An 18,511-nucleotide genomic window follows, 5' to 3' on the forward strand; every position below is an offset into this window, starting at 1 on the left:
CTCATCTCATGGAACAAGAATTTAGTAATCAATAGGAATATCCTCCTGATTTATCTCCTGAATGAGGTTAGTCAATTCGCCTTTTAAAATAGGTTCTATCCGTTTAAATTGTTGGTCAACCCGGGCTTCGAGATCTTCATAGACAGCATACTGTTGCTCCGTAGGTCGCCCATCACCCGTCGCCACGGTGCTGGCCAATGAAGCCAGCTTGTTATTCAGCTTAATGGGATAGTTTAAGACATCCTGAAATGATTCTGCCTTGGTCTGCATCAGTTCTCCCTCAACATCGGCAAGCAGTTCTAACAGGGCATCCGCTTTTTCCTGGCTTTCTTCATCGTCACTAAATTCCGACTTGATATCATTGAGTTCTTCGCGTATCTCGCGAATCCTGTTGATCGTTTTGTGGGTAGTATCAAGCTTGGCAATGATCGTCTGCTGCAGGTCAAATTGTGCTTCAAAGTCTTCTTGAGTAGTCTCGATACGGGGATCTTTGGTGATTTCGAACGTCTGACTCATCACCGTCTCATCCTCTACAATCAGCCGCACTTCGTATCGGCCCGGGACCGCTGTCGGACCGCTTGTAGATCCGGCCCATAAAATTTGGCGTCCTTCCAAATCGGCAGCCCCGGGATAGCGCATATCCCAGACGAAGGTGTTCTGTCCTTTTCTGGCGGTAAGCACATCATGAGCTGTTTCATCTTTTTTCTCATAAAATTCTTCCGACTCTTTTATCTCATTACCCTCGAGATCTTCTTTATTAGAGAAGGTTCGGATTACGTCACCGTCCGGTTCAGCAAACTGCAGCTCAATCTCTTGATCAGCCACTTCTTGGTTAATATTGTAGTGAACCACGACCCCCTCCCTGGGATTTTCGCCCATTGTTTGTCCGGGATCAATATCAGTATGATTGCCGAAAAGATAGGTCGTTTCCGGCTGATAAAGGTAATAGTCGGACTGAGAAACCTGATCGGTCAGCTGATGGAGAACCGAAAGGTCATCCAGGATCCAAAAAGAACGTCCCTGTGTGGCTACAACCAGATCCTTATCGCGTTCGTGAACAGCCAGGTCAGTAATGGGAACGTCAGGCAGATTAAGTTGTAGCGGCTCCCATTGCTCTCCATCGTTGAAAGAGACATAGACGCCCGTTTCGGTCCCGGCATAAAGTAATCCGCGACGGTTTGGATCTTCACGGATGACCCGGGTAAAATCTTTTTCAGGAATGCCATTGGTAATTTCAGTCCAGCTCCGGCCGAAGTTGGTGGTTTTGTAAAGCATGGGTGTAAAATCGTCGAATTTATAGCGCGTAGCAGCCAGGTAAGCCGTTCCCGCATCATGGGGCGATGGATCAATAATACTGGCCATCGCTTCCGGCATACCATCGGGGGTTACTTCGGTCCAGCTTTCTCCATTATCGCGGCTGACGTGAATAAGCCCGTCATCGGCACCCGTCCAAAGCACACCGGGCTCAACTGTTGACTCTGCAAAAGTAAAGATGGTGTTGTAGTATTCAATACTGGTATCGTCTTTGGTAATCGGCCCGCCGGATTGTCCCTGTTTCGACTTATCATTGCGGGTCAGATCATCACTGATAGTCTCCCAGCTCATGCCTTCGTCGGTGGAACGGTGTACATACTGGGAAGTAGCATATAGCATATCAGGGTCGTGAGGGGAGATATAAATGGGGAAGGTCCACTGAAAGCGGTATTTCAGATCTTTGGCTCCCGCGCCCATCGGGTTATCCGGCCATACATCAATGCGGTCGCTTTGGCTGGTAAAATGATTAAACTTATTGAAGTAACCGCCGTAACTGCCACCAAAAGTAACATCCGGGTCTTCCGGATCCGGAGCGATATACCCACTTTCGCCGCCGGCTACCGGATGCCAGTCTCGGTCAGTAATTCCATAACCGCCGGTTCGGCTTTTGATGCCCACAGTGCTATTGTCCTGCTGAGCACCATAGATCCAATAAGGGAACTGATCGTCAAGAATGACCTGATAAAACTGGGCGGTCGCATATTTATGATACGAAGACCAGCTTTTACCGCCGTTATAAGAAACCTGGCCACCCCCGTCATCGGCAACAACCATACGATTACCGTCGTCGGGAGAGATCCATAAATCGTGATGATCACCGTGCGGGGTGCCTATGCGTTCAAAAGAGCTACCACCATCGGTAGATTTATAAAAGCCAACGTTGAGGACATATACTTCGTTTTCGCTTTCCGTTCCGGCAACAATATGAGTGTAATACCAGGCTCGCTGACGCAGTTCCCGGCCGCTGTTTATGCGGCTCCACGTTTGTCCGCTGTCGTCGGATCGGAATACTCCGCCATTTTCATTTTCAATGATGGCCCAAACACGGTCCGGGTTGACAGGGGAGACGGCCATACCAATCTTACCAAGCACTCCTTTAGGCATTCCGGGCCGTTGAGATATGTTTTCCCAGGTTTCGCCCCCATCCGTACTTTTATACAGCCCGCTGCCTTCTCCACCGCTCGACATCTCCCAGGGATTTCTATACGCTTCCCAGAGCGAGGCATACAAAATTTTAGGATTGGTGGGATCAACCTCTATATCCACAGCCCCTGTATGCCGGTTATGGTACAATACTTTTTCCCAGGTCTCGCCTCCATCCGTAGTTTTAAATACACCGCGTTCCTCATTGCCTTCGTTGCCGAAAGCATGTCCCAGAACGGCTACCCATGCGATATCTTCATTTTTGGGATGAACCGCAATTTCACCGATAAAGTGTGATTCACCTAAGCCGATATGTTGCCAGGTATCTCCGCCGTCGGTGGATTTATACATACCGTCGCCGGCTGACATATTACCACGGATACAGGTTTCTCCCATACCGGCATATATGACATTGGCATTAGAAGAAGCTACGGTGAGGGCACCAACCGATCCTGTTTTAAAATAACCATCGGAGACGTTACCCCAGTTTTGGCCACCATCAACCGTTTTATACACCCCACCGCCCGTAAAACCGGCAAAGTATGTATGCGGCTGATCAGGATGACCGGATACTGCTACCGATCTTCCCCCGCGAAAGGGACCGATATTGCGATATTTCAGCTCTTGTACATATTCACTTCCATAAGAACGGTCTGTGGTTGAGTCAGCCCCGTGACCAAAAATTTGGGCTTCGGCCGGCAATGAAAAAAAGGTGAATAGTAAAGTTGAAATTATGGTAACGAAACCGGCGTATTTTGGAGATGAGGTCGGGTTATTTCGAAGCATAAAGTACAGAATTTTTTATAGTTTAAAGCAATGTGTTAAAGCAAATCTGTGCCATGAGGTTATAAGTATAGAGAAAACATAGAGATCATTATTTATAGGCTTCATTTTGATCCAAATTCTCATTGGCGTCGATATCGCGCGAAGGAATGGGAAAAACCATTCGTCCGGCGTTGGTAAGGGAAACGGGGTCACCATTTGTACGATCTATGTCAGTGAAAACCGCCATGGCACGGCCTGTTCTGACCATATTGAACCAGCGATGCCCCTCTTCCATAAACTCGATGGCCCGTTCATGCTCGATAGCCATAAGCACTTCATCAGGGGTATCCACCCCGGTTCCGGTGGTATCGGAGAGTCCGGCGCGAGAGCGTATTCTATTGAGGTCGGAGAGTGCCCCGGTAAGATCGGGAGCTGATTTTCGGGCTCGTGCTTCAGCCCGATTCAGATACATCTCAGCCAGGCGGAGTACCTGGATATTGTCGTCTTCCCCGGGCTTTTGATATTTTGTTGGATAATAAACGCCAACATTTTCATCGAAGCCGATTAATCCGGCGCGTTCATCTGCAGAACGACTCATGACCATTTCGGCATAATCATCGTGAAGGGCAATATCACCCCGCCCGCCCCCGCTGGAAGGAAAGTGCCAGAAGCGGATATCATTACCATCGGTTGTATTAAAGGCGAGCTCAAAGATGGCTTCGGGCGAATTTTCACTCACAAAAATATCGGCAAAGTCATCGACGAGGGTAAAGCTGTAATTATCAATGACTTCTGTAGCGTACTGTTCGGCCTGATCAAAATCCTGCAGGTAGAGATAAAGACGCGAAAGCAGCGCTTTGGCAGCTGCTTCAGAGGCATAGTTGGCCGTTGTAAAACCGGATAACCGGGCCTCCGCTTCCTGCAGATCTGATTCCACCTGCGCGTAAGAGGCTTCGATACTGGCGCGACTGGGGTAGCTATCCTCATTGATCTCCCGGGAAGGCTCCGTTACAAGCGGAACCCCCATACTGCCGGCAACGCCGGGAATACCCCCATAGGTTCTGGTCAGATCAAAATAGGCCAGTGCACGAATGAAATAGGCTTCGCCAAGAATCTTGTCTTTGACTTCCTGGGAGGGCCCCTCCAGATTGGGTACATCCGCAATGAGGTTGTTAGCATGGTTGACGGTAGTGTAGGCCTGTGACCACAGGTTTCGGTTTTCAAGGTTACCCGCGGATGTTACGTAGGTATCCATTTCCCGGTAGAAATCCCAAGTGCCGACACTTTGGGATATATCGGATGTCACCTCACTTATAATTTGCAGGTTACTTCCGTAATAGTCGCCGGACTGCAGCTGGCTGTACAGTCCATTGAGTGCAGCTTCAGCACTTTTTTGATCCCGAATAGCGATATCTTCTGATATAGCTGTTTGGGGATCTTGGTTCAGCACATCACAACCAACGGTTATAATCAGTAAAATAAAGAGACAATATTTGAAATAATTCATCAGAAAAAGCTTTTCGGTTAAAAGGTAATATCAAATCCGCCGAGAATGGATCGCGCCTGCGGCATGGTATAAAATTCAATACCACGGGTAAGTGAAGTGGTTGCGGTAGCTGTTACTTCCGGATCCAGGCCGGTGTAGTTGGTGAATGTCAACAGGTTATGCCCCGTAACATAGAAGCGGGCCCGTGACAGGTTGATACCAATACTGTCAAAAAAATCGGATGGAATGGTATAACCGAGAGTAGCCGTTTTCAGCCGCATGTAGGAGCCGTCTTCTACAAACCGGGAGGGACGCAGGTTTCCGGCATAGTTGGCGCTGGTCATTCGGGAAACCATGGTATCGTCTCCCGGTTGTTGCCAGCGGTCAAGCTGGGAGCTCAGGAAATTGGTGTTGCGCGCTCCACCATGTTCCTGGAAAAAACGGTTCCAGTTTAGTTGGTCGTTGCCATAGCTGTACTGCAAAAAGACCGACAGGTCAAAACCGATAAAGTTTAGTGTGTTGGTGATACCGCCGAAGAAATCCGGGTTAGCATCCCCCACAATTTTACGGTCGGTATTGGGGTTGAATGTTCCGTCCCCATCTACATCGGTAAATATGGGATCTCCTGTTTGGGGATCGACGCCAAGTTGCTCGTGGAAGTAAAACGAATACATAGGGTAGCCTTCCTGGTAGCGGTAAATATCCCGGTTATATACGTTAAACGGGGCAGCCAGTTTGGTAACCTCATTACGATTGCCGGCAATATTGAATTGCAGGTTCCAATTCAGATCTTCCTGTTGGATAATATCAGCTGTTATGCCGAGCTCCATGCCTTTATTTTCGAGCTCTCCAAAGTTCTGCACCAGTTCTTCAAAGCCGGTGGACATTGGAACGGGTACGGCCAGCAGCAGATCTTCAGTCTGTTTATGGTAATAGTCATAGACGAGCGTAATGCGGTCGTCCATAAATCCAATATCGAAACCGATATCAAGCTGGTTGGTTGTTTCCCACTGCAGGTTTGGATTTGAGAGCTGTTCCGGGCTTGTGCCGGGGGCATTGGTATAGCTCTCTCCGCCCCAAAGCCCCTGGGCCTGGAAGTTATCAATACCGCCCTGGTTGCCGGTAATGCCGTAGCTGCCGCGAATCTTGAGATTGCTGATCCAATCGATATCAAAGAAGGATTCTTCGGAAGGTACCCATCCCAACGCAAGGGAGGGGAAAGTTCCCCAGCGGTTGTTTTCGCCGAAGCGTGAAGAACCATCGCGACGGATGGTAAGGGTTGCCAAATATTTGCGATCGTAATCGTATTTAACACGCCCGAAGAAAGAGGCAATACCCCAGCTGGTGCCGGACGAAGAGGAGGTTTGAACCGCTGCATCTTCAATCCGCTGGAAATCATTACTTGGAAATTGTTGCCCTTCAGCGGTGGTACGCTTGAATTCAGACTCCTGTATACTTGTACCCAAGAGCGTGCTGAAGTTATGGTTTCCAATATTAAACAGGTAGCTTAAGGTATTTTCACCCGTCCAGTTTTTGCTGTTAGCTACCGTGGAAAGCCCGCTGCCATTTACGGCTGCCCCTTCGTTGGTAAAGGTATTATTATATCGATCTTCGTTAATCTCGTTGTAATCATAGCTCCAGCTCGTGCGGAAGGTCAATCCCGGGAAAAATTCATAGTCAGCAAACACATTTCCTATAAACCGGTTCACATCCATATTGAAGTCGATCTCCGTTGCGGCTGCAACAGGATTCTCGAAAATGCTGAACTTGGTGTAGGAACCATCCTCCCGATAAACGGGCTGATTAGAGGGAATGAAGTAGACGCCACCCAGAACACCGGTGATGTTATCATTATTACGCGCCCGGTTTCTGTTTGAGAACGAATAGGTTAGGCTGGTTCCCAATGAGAGCTTATCGGTGGCATTCAGGTCCAGATTAATCCTGGTACTGCTACGGTCGTATGTTGCCGGCTTTACCACCCCGTCTTGCTTATAATTGGATCCTGAAATTGCGTACTTTATCGTTTCATTACCACCACTGATGGAAAGATCGTAATTACGCACCGTTCCTGTTCGGAATACGGTATTGGCCCAGTCGGTGTCGATAGCACTTTGGGGGTTTTCATAAGGCTCCGGTTCTCCGTTATTGCGAGCCGATTCGTTGATGAGCATTTCAAACTCGGGACCACTGACAAGGGCGGGTGTATTTACGGGCTCTTCGAAACCATAATAACTCCTGACTCTGATGGATGGAGCAGCATCACCACCACGTTTTGTTGTTATGAGGACCACGCCGTTGGCTGCCCGTGCTCCATAAATAGCTGTGGCTGAAGCATCTTTTAGCACCTCGATAGATTCGATATCAGAAGGATTAATATCGGCGAGTGCACTTGTGGTCTCACCGCCCAAACCCAATCCGAAGTTGCCGGTTTCAATGGGAACACCATCTACAACATAGAGGGGATCACTGCCGCCTGAAATGGAGGTGGTACCTCGTATTTTAACAAAAATACCTCCCCCGGGAGTACCGGAATTAGTGCTCACCTGAACACCTGCCGCTCTTCCCTGCATCAACTGGTCTGTTCCGGCAACCGGCGTGTTTTGAATATCTTCAGCGCTGACCGAAGAAACTGAACTGGTTAGTGTCTTGCGATCCTGTTCGCCATAGCCAATTACCACTACATCTTCTAACATCTCTACATCTTCTTGCAGAGGTACATTTATAGTACGCTGATTATTTACGTCAACTTCTTGAGGCAGAAAACCGATATAAGTGAATATAAGCGTAGCATTAGCTCCCTGTACTTCCAGAGAATAATTACCATCACGATCGGTGCTGGTACCATTTGTTGTCCCTTGCTCCAAAATATTTACGCCTGGAAGAGGACTTCCATCAGTTGCAGAAGTAACCGAACCGTTTATTGTCAGCTGGCCATATACCGATGTCGACAAAAGCAAACTGCCGACAAAAATAAAAAGAGGTATACAAAAAGCGCGGAGACGTTTTGATTCATAGATACACCTTATCCATCCTATAGTTAATTTTATCATAATTTAACCATCCCGTGGTTTAATTATTATTGTAATGTTATCCCATCCTATTATTTACGTATTTTTTTAAATTGGTATTATTAATCAATAAGTCAAGACCATTATACTTTATAAAAGTAAAATATTGTAATAGGGTTTTTTGCATTATTATACTTAGACAAAATAAAATATTTGGGAACCTAGGATAAAGGACAAAATAATATTCCAACCCGTAGAATTATTTCAGAAAAATCCTTTAGATCCATAGGTGTAATCTTTCTGTATTATCCTTAGTTTCCATCTATGAAAACGAATGGATTCATTGCCCGACGGTATCTTTTTTCAAAAAAGCATATTTCGCTGATATCTACCCTCACGGCTATCAGTATTACGGGCGTAACGGTTGGTACGGCCTTACTTATTGTTGTTTTATCAGTCTTTAACGGCTTTTTTGATGTAATAAAGGGTTTTCTGCTCCAAAATGATCCTGATATCCGCATCGAGTCGGTGGAAGAAAAATCCTTCTTTTATTCTCCGGAAATGCAAGATCAACTATCAGGAATTCCCGAAATAACGGCGGCAGCGCCATATGTCACAGGGAAAGCGTTGATGGTTCGTGGTAAGCAAAGGGATAAAGTAGTATCGGTGATGGGCGTCGACTTGCAGGAATATAACCAAATTAATACTCTGGACAGGTTTATTAGCACCGGAACAGCGGATTTGGCTATTCGTGACAGAAAGTTGGGAATGCTGGCTAATGATAAGCTGATGAATACGCTCCAACTTACCACGGAGGATAATGTAGCACTGCTTAGTGCTGATGGAATGCGTAAATCGCTGACACAATTTTCGCTGCCTCGTAATTACCAGTTTGAGGTACGTGGCACCTATTCTCAAATACAGATTGTAGATGGTCCGGCTGTATATGTTGATAAAGAAGCTGCACAGCGACTGTTTGAACTCCGAAATAACATATCCGGGGTAGATATACGGTTGACCAATTCAGCTGAAGCAGAGCGGGTGAAGGAAAGCTTGAATACATTACTTGGAGGAAAGTATAAAATATCGACGTGGTACGATCTGCAGAAGCCTTTATACGATGTGATGTACCTCGAAAAATGGGCTTCTTATGTTATACTTATGATTATTGTGGTTGTGGCCGTATTAAATATTATTGGTTCCTTAACCATGATTGTTATTCAAAAGAAGAGAGACATTGGGGTGCTCCAGGCCATGGGTTTTACGCCTGCCGATATCAAAAGTATTTTTGTACGGCAGGGGCTGTATATCGGGTTGATTGGCTGCATTATTGGCGGGGGATTGGGACTATTGCTTAGTTGGCTGCAAAAGGAATACGGGCTTATTAAACTGTCATCCGCATTTATTATTGACGCCTACCCGGTAAGTATAGAGTGGCTGGATGTGAGCATTGTCCTGGGCGGAAGCCTGCTCTTTTGTTTACTGGCCAGTTGGTACCCTGCCCAGCGGGCATCGATGGTAGAACCTGCTGATGCGATACGCTATGACTAAGGAGGTCCGCGGCCCGCAAAAAGGGGATGGACAAATGAATTGTCCACCCCCGGAGGATTTTATGAAGCTACTCATTTGAGATATAGGGTCTCAATCCTTACTTCTATAACTTAAAGCGGGGGTCAGTTATTGTCTTTTTGAACACCAATTTTTTTACATATAGATGCCAGCTGCTCTAACTCCTTATCCGAGAGGGAAGAAAATTCTCCCATTATTTTTTGTAGGTGCTTTGGGAAATATGATTTGATGAGTTTTTCTCCCTCATCAGTCAGATGTATGAGTACCGAACGGCGATCTTCAGGATTGGGATGCCGTTCCACCCAGCCGCTTTTTTCCAGGTTATCGATAACGAGGGTAATATTGCCACCACTTTTGAGTAGCTTTTCAGCCAGCGACTTTTGGTTGAGAGGTCCCAAATGGAGCAGAGCCTCTAACACCCCAAACTGACTAACGGTTAGATCCTGTTCTGCGAGATGGCGATTTAAGCGATTATTAATCGATTCGGATGCACGCATTAACTTTATAAATGCGTTTAAAGTGCGGACCTCAGAATTACTACCTTTATAATGCGTCCCCATTATGTGCTAATTTTTTTCGTGGATTTTATAAAGGCTTAATATACAATTTTGTACGCAAAGCCATTAAATGTTATATGTAATAGAAACAGGGGCGTGATCAGAGAGATCCCACTCCATTTCTATAACAGCCTCTTGGGCGGCTTGCAGCAGGCCGGGGCCCGTCATATGGTAGTCAATGCGCCATCCTTTGTTCCGGTCTTTAGAAGCCGCGCGGTAACTCCACCAGCTGTAAAGTTCCGGTTCGCCTTGGTGCAGGTGACGATAAACGTCCTCAAAGCCAGCATCCAATAAATCAGTAACCCAGGCACGCTCTTCAGGTAAAAACCCGGAAGTGTTTTTGTTTCGCTTGGGGTTATGGATATCAATCGCTTTGTGACAAATGTTGAAATCGCCACAGAAGGCTATCGGTTTTTCATCCTCAAGGTATTGCTGGGCAAAGGGTAGAAAGTGATCCAGAAATTTCATTTTTAAATTCTGCCGTTCATCTCCGGTAGTGCCACTCGGCGCGTAAATTGAGAACACAACCAGCTCTTCATACTCGGCCATGATAATGCGTCCTTCGTTGTCTATCCAATCTACACCGATGCCCTTTTCCACCTTTATCGGTTCTTTTTTTGATAGAATGCCAACGCCCGAGTATCCCTTCTTTTCGGCGGTATGGTAGGTACTGTGGTAATCCAAATTCTGGATGGGATTTGGCACTTGGTGTTCCATGGCCCGAAGCTCTTGCAGGCAGATAATATCAGGATCGCTTTGATCAATCCAGTCGGTAAAACCTCTGCGATGAGCCGCACGAATACCATTACAGTTTAACGATGAAATCTTGAGCATGGGATGATGTTTTGAGTGGTGAGCTGCGAGTCTTGAGTCTTTCTATTCTTCTGAACTCAAGACTCACTGCTCATAACTATTTATTTGCCCTTCACAATAGCAAAGTTACGTTTACCGACTTTAAGGGTAAATTCCGTGCTGGTTTCGAAGGTCACGCTATAGCCTTTATCGGAAATTTTTTCATCATCAATAGAGATACCGCCTTGCTTAATCAGGCGCTTGGTTTCCCCATTGCTGGAGGTGAATTCCGCATCAGAAACAATATCCAGTAATCGGACCTCCGTGCCCGCTTCATACTCAAGTGTTGGAGCATCATCCGGAATAGCATTGCCAACGACCGTTTTTTCGAAATGATCACGAGCGGCCTTAGCTTTTTCTTCTCCGTGGTACATACGAGTTATGACCAGCGCCAGTTCGTGCTTGGTATTGCGTGGATCTTCTTGCGCTTTCTTCTTGAGGCTGGGTAACTCGTCTACATCTACATCCGAAAGAAGTTCAAACCAGGAATAGATCAGATCATCCGGAATAGACAGAACCTTGCCATACATATCATTAGCTTCTTCCGTAATGCCGATATAGTTGTCATAGGATTTTGACATTTTCTGGGTGCCGTCGGTGCCAACCAGCAATGGCATCATTAAGGCTATTTGAGGTTCCTGTCCATCATCTTTCTGTAGTTGACGCCCCACCAGCAGGTTAAACTTCTGGTCAGTCCCTCCAAGCTCAACATCCGACTCTAAATGGACGGAATCTTGTCCCTGTGCCAGGGGATAGAGAAACTCGTGCAGCGAAATGGGCTCATTGTTTTCAAATCGCTTGGAGAAGTCGTCACGTTCAATCATCTGGGCAACCGTCAGCTTTGAAGAAAGTTTAATGACATCCTCAAAATCCATCGTACCGAGCCATTCGGAATTGTAGACAATTGTGGTCTGCGATTCATCCAGAATCTGGGTAGCCTGATCTAAATAGGTGGAAGCATTTTCCTGGATCTCTTCGCGGCTAAGGGCAGGACGTGTTTTATTACGTCCCGTGGGATCGCCGATGAGGGCCGTAAAGTCTCCAATAATGAGGATAGCTTCATGGCCCAAATCCTGAAATTGCCGGAGTTTACGAAGAATAACAGAGTGTCCTAAGTGCAGGTCGGGCCGGGTGGGATCGCAGCCCAGTTTTATTTTCAGGGGACGATCTTCTTCTTTGGATTTTTTTAGTTTTTCTACAAGCTCATCTTCCGGTACAATTTCGACTGTACCTCTTTTAATGATTTCAAGTTGCTCATCAACAGGTAAAAATGACATAGAGAATAAATATTATGGTTCTAAAAAAGGGAAATTGGGAATAGGGTTATGGTTCTCAAAGCTTTTTTGAATGGTTTTAACAAAGTCTTCTGCACCGGGATAGATCGTGGCTACCGTATCATAGGCCCAGGGCGCAAGATAGATAACATGAGGATAAGAGATCGACTCATTCCGGCTTTGCTCTGAGGGAATATTAAAGCCAGCCACAACTAAAAGCAGCGCGCTAATGATGATACCACATTTTAGTGCTCCAAAGGCCATGCCCGCAATACGATTAATAATGTTAAGATGAATCGTTTCCAGAACTTTCTGGGCAAGATGGGCTATTACATTCACAATAATGAGCGTACCAATAAAGATAAGCAGAGCTGCTACAAAAGGAACATAGCTTGCATTGGCCTCGAAAAAGGGTTGGATATAATCACTGGCCACATCCATGTAGTGGAATGTCAGGAAGACGGCCAATATAATACCAATGATGCTGAGTACTTCACGAATGAGACCATTTCTGAATCCCCGATAGCCGAAAAAGGCAATAGGTAGTAATATCAGAAAATCCAGAATATTCATGCTACATTATGGTCAGGAGAGTTCCTCTTTTACTACCTTGCTGACGACCGAGCCTTCCGCTTTGCCTTTAAGCTCTTGCATCATGGCACCCATTACCTTACCCATATCGGCCATATTTTCGGCTCCCAGCTGATCTATTTTTTCACGGGCGATATCGCGCACCTCTTCTTCCGAAAGCATTTCCGGGAGGTAGGAGTTGATAATCTCAAGCTCGTCTTTTTCTGATTGTGCCAGGTCATCACGACCGCCTTTTTCAAACTGCTCTATCGACTCTTTGCGTTGTTTGGCTGCTTTCATCAATACTTCAATGACCTGCTCATCCGAAAGGGTTGCTTCCCCTTCTTTGCGTTCGCTGATTTCCCGTTCCAGCAGACTGGATTTAAGTGACCGTAATACACGCAGGCGATCTTGGTCTTTATTCTTCATAGCCTGCTTCAGATCAGCCATTATTTGATCTTTAAGTGCCATAATATCAGAGTGATAAAGTTGAAAATAGTAGGAAACCTGCTTCATCAGGCATAAAAAAAGGTTCCATCCGCTTTAACGAATGCAACCTCCTTAGCAAATAAGAATAGTCGTTATTCTTTATTTGCTTTGATAAAATCTTGCACTTCGTCTTGCTCAATGATTGCTTCCTTATAGCCATACTTATTGTTGGCTGTCTTTTTAGCAACAATCACCTTAGCCATGCGTCGGTCCGCACTTTTTTCAGAACCTCCGGTACCAAATGTTTGTTTCTTTGCCATAATGCTAAATGATTACGATTTAATTTCTTTGTGAACAGTATGCTTACGAAGAACCGGATTGTATTTTTTCAACTCGATACGATCTGGATTGTTGCGACGATTTTTCGTCGTAACATAGCGAGAAGAACCCGGCTTCTCTGTGCATTCTAAAATTACTTGTACTCTGTTTCCTTTTGCCATAATGCTATACGTCTTTTAAAAGAGTTCCTTTTTTTCTGGCTTCTTTTAAAACGGCACTAATACCTTTCTTGTTAATAGTGCGAAGCGTTTTTGCAGAAACCTTTAATGTTACCCATTTATCTTCTTCGGGCACGTAGAACCGCTTCTTCTGCAGATTTTGCTGAAACTTATGCTTCGTTTTGTTATTTGACTTTGAAGAGCGATAACCATTCTGCGCCCCTTTGCCAGTTATATCATCTTTGCGTGCCATGTCCTAAATAAACTCATTGTTTACATTTCGTAGATAGACAAGGAAGATAGGCTTATATGAAAAAAATATCAATGTTTCTTTTAAAGTTAAAAAATTAACATATTTGTGGCTTTAAAATTCAAGTAAAAGACGCAAAAAACAGAACCCGCAACTATAGCTTAAATTAGATTTGCGGGCAGATCTCCACATATGGCAATAACGGGCATTGCTCGCTTTGATTTTGCCTATTTATACACTATTTTCAGGCGTCTTCATCATTATTTTAAACCCCAGTCACATCTAGATTTATGGCAGAAAATAAGAGTTCAGATTATAAAGCGGAAAATATTCAGGTTCTGGAGGGGCTTGAAGCTGTACGTAAACGACCAGCCATGTACATCGGGGACGTTGGTCAGCGCGGGCTTCACCACTTGATTAATGAGGTTGTTGACAATTCTATTGATGAGGCCTTGGCCGGGTATTGCGACCGCATGGAGGTGATCATCAATAAAGATGGGTCCATGACTATTAAGGATAATGGTCGGGGAATTCCGGTAGATGAACATCCCAAAATTAAGCTCCCCGCCGTAGAAGTTGTGCTAACCAAGTTACATGCCGGTGGTAAGTTTGATAAGAATACCTACAAGGTTTCCGGTGGACTGCACGGGGTAGGAGTAAGTTGTGTAAACGCATTGTCGTCACACTTTTATGCTGAAGTACACCGTGATGGAGAAATACACGTAATGGAATTTGAGCACGGAAAAACCGTTCAGCCTCTAAAGGTAAAGGGCAAGACCGATAAAACGGGAACTATTATTACCTTCACCCCGGATGCGGAAATCTTCAAGCAGACCACCGAATTCAAGTTTGATATCATTGCCGACCGTATGCGTGAGTTGGCATTCTTGAACCCTGAGATTACGATTGTACTACGCGATGAGCGTGAAGATGATGACGATATATTGGAGAAAGAATTCCATTTTGAAGGTGGAGTGAAAGATTTTGTTCAATATTTGGATGAGAACCGCGATCCGATGATGGATGAGCCGATTCTTATCCAGGGCGAAGTGGATATGGTGCCGGTAGAGCTGGCGATCCAGTACAACAGCACTTATTCTAAAAATGTCCACTCCTACGTTAATAATATTAATACGCGCGAGGGTGGAACCCATATTTCAGGTTTTCGTCGGGCATTAACACGATCGTTGAAAAAGTACGCCAAAGACAACAATCTGATAAAAAGCAATATAAAGGTATCCGGAGATGACTTCCGGGAAGGTATGACGGCCGTACTCAGTGTGAAGGTTCCGGAACCACAGTTCGAGGGACAGACCAAAACGAAGCTGGGGAACTCGGAAGTACAGAGTGCAGTAGAGGTCATCGTTTATGAAAAGATGAATGAATACCTTGAGCAGAATCCTAAGATTGCTAAAAAGATTTTAGAAAAAGTAATTCTGGCAGCAGAAGCCCGCGAAGCAGCCCGCAAGGCACGAAAACTCATCCAGCGTAAAAGTGCAATGAGTGGTGGTGGACTGCCCGGAAAGCTGGCCGACTGCTCCATTAAGGATCCGGAACACAGCGAAGTTTACCTGGTAGAGGGTGACTCGGCCGGTGGATCTGCAAAGATGGGACGGAATCGAAGTTTTCAGGCTATTCTGCCGTTGCGCGGTAAGATCTTGAATGTTGAGAAGGCTAAGATCAATCGTATTCTGGAGAATAATGAAATTCAGGCGATGATTACGGCGCTTGGCGCCGGAGTTGGTCATGCCGAAGAGGATTTTGAGCTTGAAGATCTGCGCTATCACAAAATTATTGTGATGACGGATGCTGATGTGGATGGCTCGCATATCCGAACGCTCCTGCTCACTTTCTTTTATCGTTATATGTATCCCCTTATTGAGCATGGGCATATTTACATTGCTACACCTCCTTTATATCGTATCTCTTACACCGGCGGGAATATTGAATACGCCTGGGATGATGAGACGCGCGATAAGAAGATCAAAGAGCTGAAAAATTCGCGAACCAAGTTTGACGTATCTCGTTACAAGGGACTTGGAGAAATGAATCCTGAACAGCTTTGGGAAACCACTATGGATCCGGAGACCAGAACGCTGCAGCGCGTTACGATAGAAAATGCAGCCTCCGCTGATAAACTCTTTTCAACGCTGATGGGCGGCGATGTAAAACCACGTCGTGAGTTTATCGAACGTAATGCTAAATATGCCACATTGGATATTTAAGCATTATTGGCAACCTGATCTCATAAATTTTACTTACAACTGATTTAGAAGAACGTTTACATGGCTCGAGAAAAAATTGTACCTGTTTCTATTGAAGATGAGATGCAATCGGCCTATATCGACTACTCGATGTCGGTTATTGTATCTCGTGCCCTGCCCGATGTACGGGATGGCTTAAAGCCTGTTCACCGGCGTATTCTTTACGGAATGAGTGAACTGGGTATGACCCATAACAGAAATTATAAGAAGAGTGCCCGTATTGTTGGTGAAGTGCTGGGTAAGTACCACCCGCATGGCGACTCGGCCGTCTATGATTCCATCGTCCGGATGGTTCAGGACTTTTCTCTCCGTTATCCATTGGTTGATGGACAGGGGAACTTCGGTTCTATTGACGGTGATAGCGCGGCGGCTATGCGTTATACGGAAGTCCGCATGGAGCGCATTGCCGAAGAGATGCTCACCGACCTTAACAAGGATACGGTTGATCATCAGTATAACTTTGATGATACGCTCCAGGAGCCTACGGTGCTGCCAGGCATGCTGCCGAATATGCTACTTAACGGTGCTTCCGGTATTGCGGTAGGGATGGCCACTAATATGGCGCCTCATAATATTACGGAAACCATTGACGGTATTGTCGCTTATATCGATAATCCGGATATTGAATGCAAGGAACTGATGGAGCATATTTCAGCTCCTGACTTCCCCACCGGCGGTATTATTTATGGCTATGGCGGCGTTAAGGAAGCGTACGAAACAGGCCGTGGCAAGATTACCTTGCGTGCCCGATGCACAACGGAAGAGTTGCGCCGTGGACGGGAACAGATTGTCATTACCGAAATTCCCTACCAGGTCAACAAAACGACGCTGGTTAAGAAAATTGCTCGTCACGTTGAAAACGAGAAAATTGAGGATATCTCTGAAATCCGGGATGAATCCGACCGTGAGGGTATGCGTATCGTAGTGGTGCTGAAGCGAAGTGCTAATACAGGTATTGTGCTTAATCAGCTGTATAAGTATACGCAGATGCAGACTACCTTCGGCGTTATTAGCCTTGCATTGGTGAAGGGTCGTCCTAAGGTAATGCCGCTCAAGGAGTTAATATATCACTATGTTGAGCATCGCATCGAAATTATTATCCGCCGAACGTTGTATGATCTTGACCAGGCGGAAGCACGAGCTCATATTTTAGAGGGGCTTAAAATTGCTCTTGATGATCTGGATGAGGTCATTAGAACCATTCGAGCTTCGGACAGCCCGAAGGAAGCAAACAAAGCGTTACGCCGCAAATTTGCACTCACGGATATCCAGGCGAAAGCTATTTTGGATATGCGTCTGCAGAAGCTTACAGGACTCGAACGTGATAAAGTTGAGCTGGAATATGCAGAAATTGCCGATCAAATTGCCGATTTCCGGGATATTTTGTCTAATCGAGATAGACAGACGTCTATCATTAAGGAAGAACTGCTGGATATTCAGGACCGATATGGAGACCAGCGACGTACCGAAATCATCCACTCTGCTGAGGACTTCAGCGTAGAAGATATGATTGCGGATGAAGATGTTGTTGTTACGATAAACAACAAAGGATTTATTAAACGTATGCCGCTCAGTGGGTATCGCCGACAGAAGCGCGGTGGAAAAGGAATGAAAGGCACCACCACAAAAGATGACGAATACGTAGAACATCTCTTTGTAGCGACGAACCATAATTACATTCTGTTCTTTACCGAAAAAGGGCAGTGTTACTGGTTAAAAGTGTATGAAATTCCAGAAGGGTCCCGACTTGCACGTGGCCGGGCAATTGTCAACCTGATCAATATCGACAAAGATGATGCGATAAAAACCTTCGTTCCAGTAGAAACACTGGATGACGAAGAGTATATCAATAATCATTACATCATGATGTCTACACGTGAAGGAAAGGTTAAGAAGACAACGTTAGAAGCATACAGCCGTCCGCGAAGTAATGGTATTATTGGTATTAACATAAATGATGATGATGCCTTATTAGAAGCATCACTGACAGATGGTGATAGTACAGTTGTTCTGGCTAATCGTAAAGGACGTGCTATCCGCTTCCATGAAGACGAAGTACGAGACATGGGGCGTAATACTTCTGGAGTGAAGGGCATGAGTCTGGGTAAGGATAATGAACTGGTTGATATGGTTGTGATTAAAAACACCCATGAAGCTACCGTTCTGGCCATTTCTGAAAACGGATATGGTAAACGATCCTTGGTTGAAGATTACCGAGAACAAAGCCGTGGTGGAAAAGGAGTTATTACGCTAAAGGTGACGGGTAAAACCGGGGAGCTTATCGCTCTTAAAGAAGTTTCGGATAAGGATGATCTGATGCTTATCACCGAAAGTGGTAAAGTAATCCGCATGAATTGTGGAGATATCCGGACGATGGGACGTAACACACAGGGTGTGCGTATTATGCGTCTCGATTCGGACGGTAAAATTGCGGCCATCACTCGTGTGGTAAACGAAGAGGATGATGCAACTGTCTAATTGATAAAGGACTACAAAAACCAATAAATGCCCGGTGGACTAATTTCCATCGGGT

Annotated in this window: 14 protein-coding genes; 3 read left to right on the forward strand and 11 right to left on the reverse strand. The window is 45.6% G+C overall.

All coding sequences use genetic code 11. From position 1 onward, the window contains the following. Window positions 1-21 precede the first annotated feature (21 nt). The 3 genes from J6I44_RS02410 to J6I44_RS02420 form a co-directional block, all read right to left on the reverse strand. Complete coding sequence (locus tag J6I44_RS02410) at window positions 22-3,243, reverse strand: VPS10 domain-containing protein (RefSeq protein ID WP_265764352.1); 3,222 nt, start codon at window positions 3,241-3,243, stop codon at window positions 22-24. Window positions 3,244-3,331: 88 nt separating this feature from the next. Next, the gene (locus J6I44_RS02415) at window positions 3,332-4,729 is read right to left on the reverse strand and encodes a RagB/SusD family nutrient uptake outer membrane protein (RefSeq protein ID WP_265764353.1); all 1,398 of its coding nucleotides are present in this window, start codon (window positions 4,727-4,729) and stop codon (window positions 3,332-3,334) included. Window positions 4,730-4,746: 17 nt separating this feature from the next. Further along, window positions 4,747-7,659, reverse strand: coding sequence for a SusC/RagA family TonB-linked outer membrane protein (locus tag J6I44_RS02420; RefSeq protein WP_265764354.1), 2,913 nt, complete (start codon window positions 7,657-7,659; stop codon window positions 4,747-4,749). A 381-nt stretch (window positions 7,660-8,040) separates the two neighbouring features. Here J6I44_RS02420 and J6I44_RS02425 point away from each other — a divergent pair, with 381 nt between their 5' ends. Further along, window positions 8,041-9,267, forward strand: a complete 1,227-nt coding sequence (locus J6I44_RS02425; RefSeq protein WP_265764355.1) for an ABC transporter permease — start codon at window positions 8,041-8,043, stop codon at window positions 9,265-9,267. A 122-nt stretch (window positions 9,268-9,389) separates the two neighbouring features. On the opposite strand, the gene J6I44_RS02430 is transcribed toward J6I44_RS02425, so the two are convergent. The 8 genes from J6I44_RS02430 to rpmB all read right to left on the reverse strand — a co-directional run bounded on the left by J6I44_RS02430 (window position 9,390) and on the right by rpmB (window position 13,717). After that, window positions 9,390-9,845 (reverse strand): MarR family winged helix-turn-helix transcriptional regulator, encoded by a 456-nt coding sequence (locus J6I44_RS02430; protein WP_350356658.1) that lies wholly within the window; start codon window positions 9,843-9,845, stop codon window positions 9,390-9,392. A gap of 63 nt (window positions 9,846-9,908) precedes the next feature. Then, the gene (locus J6I44_RS02435) at window positions 9,909-10,676 is read right to left on the reverse strand and encodes an exodeoxyribonuclease III (protein WP_265764357.1); all 768 of its coding nucleotides are present in this window, start codon (window positions 10,674-10,676) and stop codon (window positions 9,909-9,911) included. Between the two features lie 80 nt (window positions 10,677-10,756). Continuing rightward, window positions 10,757-11,971, reverse strand: coding sequence for a tyrosine--tRNA ligase (tyrS, locus tag J6I44_RS02440; protein WP_265764358.1), 1,215 nt, complete (start codon window positions 11,969-11,971; stop codon window positions 10,757-10,759). Window positions 11,972-11,983: 12 nt separating this feature from the next. Continuing rightward, on the reverse strand, window positions 11,984-12,541 hold the full coding sequence (locus J6I44_RS02445; RefSeq protein ID WP_265764359.1) for a CvpA family protein: 558 nt from the start codon (window positions 12,539-12,541) through the stop codon (window positions 11,984-11,986). Between the two features lie 12 nt (window positions 12,542-12,553). After that, window positions 12,554-13,009, reverse strand: coding sequence for a GatB/YqeY domain-containing protein (locus J6I44_RS02450; RefSeq protein WP_265764360.1), 456 nt, complete (start codon window positions 13,007-13,009; stop codon window positions 12,554-12,556). Window positions 13,010-13,119: 110 nt separating this feature from the next. Then, the gene (locus J6I44_RS02455; protein WP_265764361.1) at window positions 13,120-13,287 is read right to left on the reverse strand and encodes a DUF4295 domain-containing protein; all 168 of its coding nucleotides are present in this window, start codon (window positions 13,285-13,287) and stop codon (window positions 13,120-13,122) included. A gap of 12 nt (window positions 13,288-13,299) precedes the next feature. Then, on the reverse strand, window positions 13,300-13,467 hold the full coding sequence (rpmG, locus tag J6I44_RS02460) for a 50S ribosomal protein L33 (RefSeq protein WP_265764362.1): 168 nt from the start codon (window positions 13,465-13,467) through the stop codon (window positions 13,300-13,302). 4 nt (window positions 13,468-13,471) lie between these two features. Next, window positions 13,472-13,717 (reverse strand): 50S ribosomal protein L28, encoded by a 246-nt coding sequence (rpmB, locus tag J6I44_RS02465; RefSeq protein ID WP_265764363.1) that lies wholly within the window; start codon window positions 13,715-13,717, stop codon window positions 13,472-13,474. A 287-nt stretch (window positions 13,718-14,004) separates the two neighbouring features. Between rpmB and gyrB the strand changes: the two genes are divergently transcribed. Next, complete coding sequence (gene gyrB / locus J6I44_RS02470) at window positions 14,005-15,939, forward strand: DNA topoisomerase (ATP-hydrolyzing) subunit B (RefSeq protein ID WP_265764364.1); 1,935 nt, start codon at window positions 14,005-14,007, stop codon at window positions 15,937-15,939. Window positions 15,940-15,999: 60 nt separating this feature from the next. Then, window positions 16,000-18,456 (forward strand): DNA gyrase subunit A, encoded by a 2,457-nt coding sequence (gene gyrA / locus J6I44_RS02475; protein ID WP_265764365.1) that lies wholly within the window; start codon window positions 16,000-16,002, stop codon window positions 18,454-18,456. The last annotated feature ends 55 nt before the right edge of the window (window positions 18,457-18,511 follow it).

Source organism: Fodinibius salsisoli (assembly GCF_026229185.1).
GTDB lineage: Bacteria > Bacteroidota > Rhodothermia > Balneolales > Balneolaceae > Fodinibius > Fodinibius salsisoli.

What these genes read in the sequence shown, in the direction of transcription:
- J6I44_RS02430 (WP_350356658.1), bottom strand. Translation starts at nt 9,845, where the DNA reads ATGGGGACGCATTATAAAGGTAGTAATTCTGAGGTCCGCACTTTAAAC.
- rpmB (WP_265764363.1), bottom strand. Translation starts at nt 13,717, where the DNA reads ATGGCACGCAAAGATGATATAACTGGCAAAGGGGCGCAGAATGGTTAT.
- rpmG (WP_265764362.1), bottom strand. Translation starts at nt 13,467, where the DNA reads ATGGCAAAAGGAAACAGAGTACAAGTAATTTTAGAATGCACAGAGAAG.
- gyrB (WP_265764364.1), top strand. Translation starts at nt 14,005, where the DNA reads ATGGCAGAAAATAAGAGTTCAGATTATAAAGCGGAAAATATTCAGGTT.
- J6I44_RS02415 (WP_265764353.1), bottom strand. Translation starts at nt 4,729, where the DNA reads ATGAATTATTTCAAATATTGTCTCTTTATTTTACTGATTATAACCGTT.
- J6I44_RS02425 (WP_265764355.1), top strand. Translation starts at nt 8,041, where the DNA reads ATGAAAACGAATGGATTCATTGCCCGACGGTATCTTTTTTCAAAAAAG.
- tyrS (WP_265764358.1), bottom strand. Translation starts at nt 11,971, where the DNA reads ATGTCATTTTTACCTGTTGATGAGCAACTTGAAATCATTAAAAGAGGT.
- gyrA (WP_265764365.1), top strand. Translation starts at nt 16,000, where the DNA reads ATGGCTCGAGAAAAAATTGTACCTGTTTCTATTGAAGATGAGATGCAA.
- J6I44_RS02445 (WP_265764359.1), bottom strand. Translation starts at nt 12,541, where the DNA reads ATGAATATTCTGGATTTTCTGATATTACTACCTATTGCCTTTTTCGGC.
- J6I44_RS02450 (WP_265764360.1), bottom strand. Translation starts at nt 13,009, where the DNA reads ATGGCACTTAAAGATCAAATAATGGCTGATCTGAAGCAGGCTATGAAG.
- J6I44_RS02455 (WP_265764361.1), bottom strand. Translation starts at nt 13,287, where the DNA reads ATGGCAAAGAAACAAACATTTGGTACCGGAGGTTCTGAAAAAAGTGCG.
- J6I44_RS02410 (WP_265764352.1), bottom strand. Translation starts at nt 3,243, where the DNA reads ATGCTTCGAAATAACCCGACCTCATCTCCAAAATACGCCGGTTTCGTT.
- J6I44_RS02435 (WP_265764357.1), bottom strand. Translation starts at nt 10,676, where the DNA reads ATGCTCAAGATTTCATCGTTAAACTGTAATGGTATTCGTGCGGCTCAT.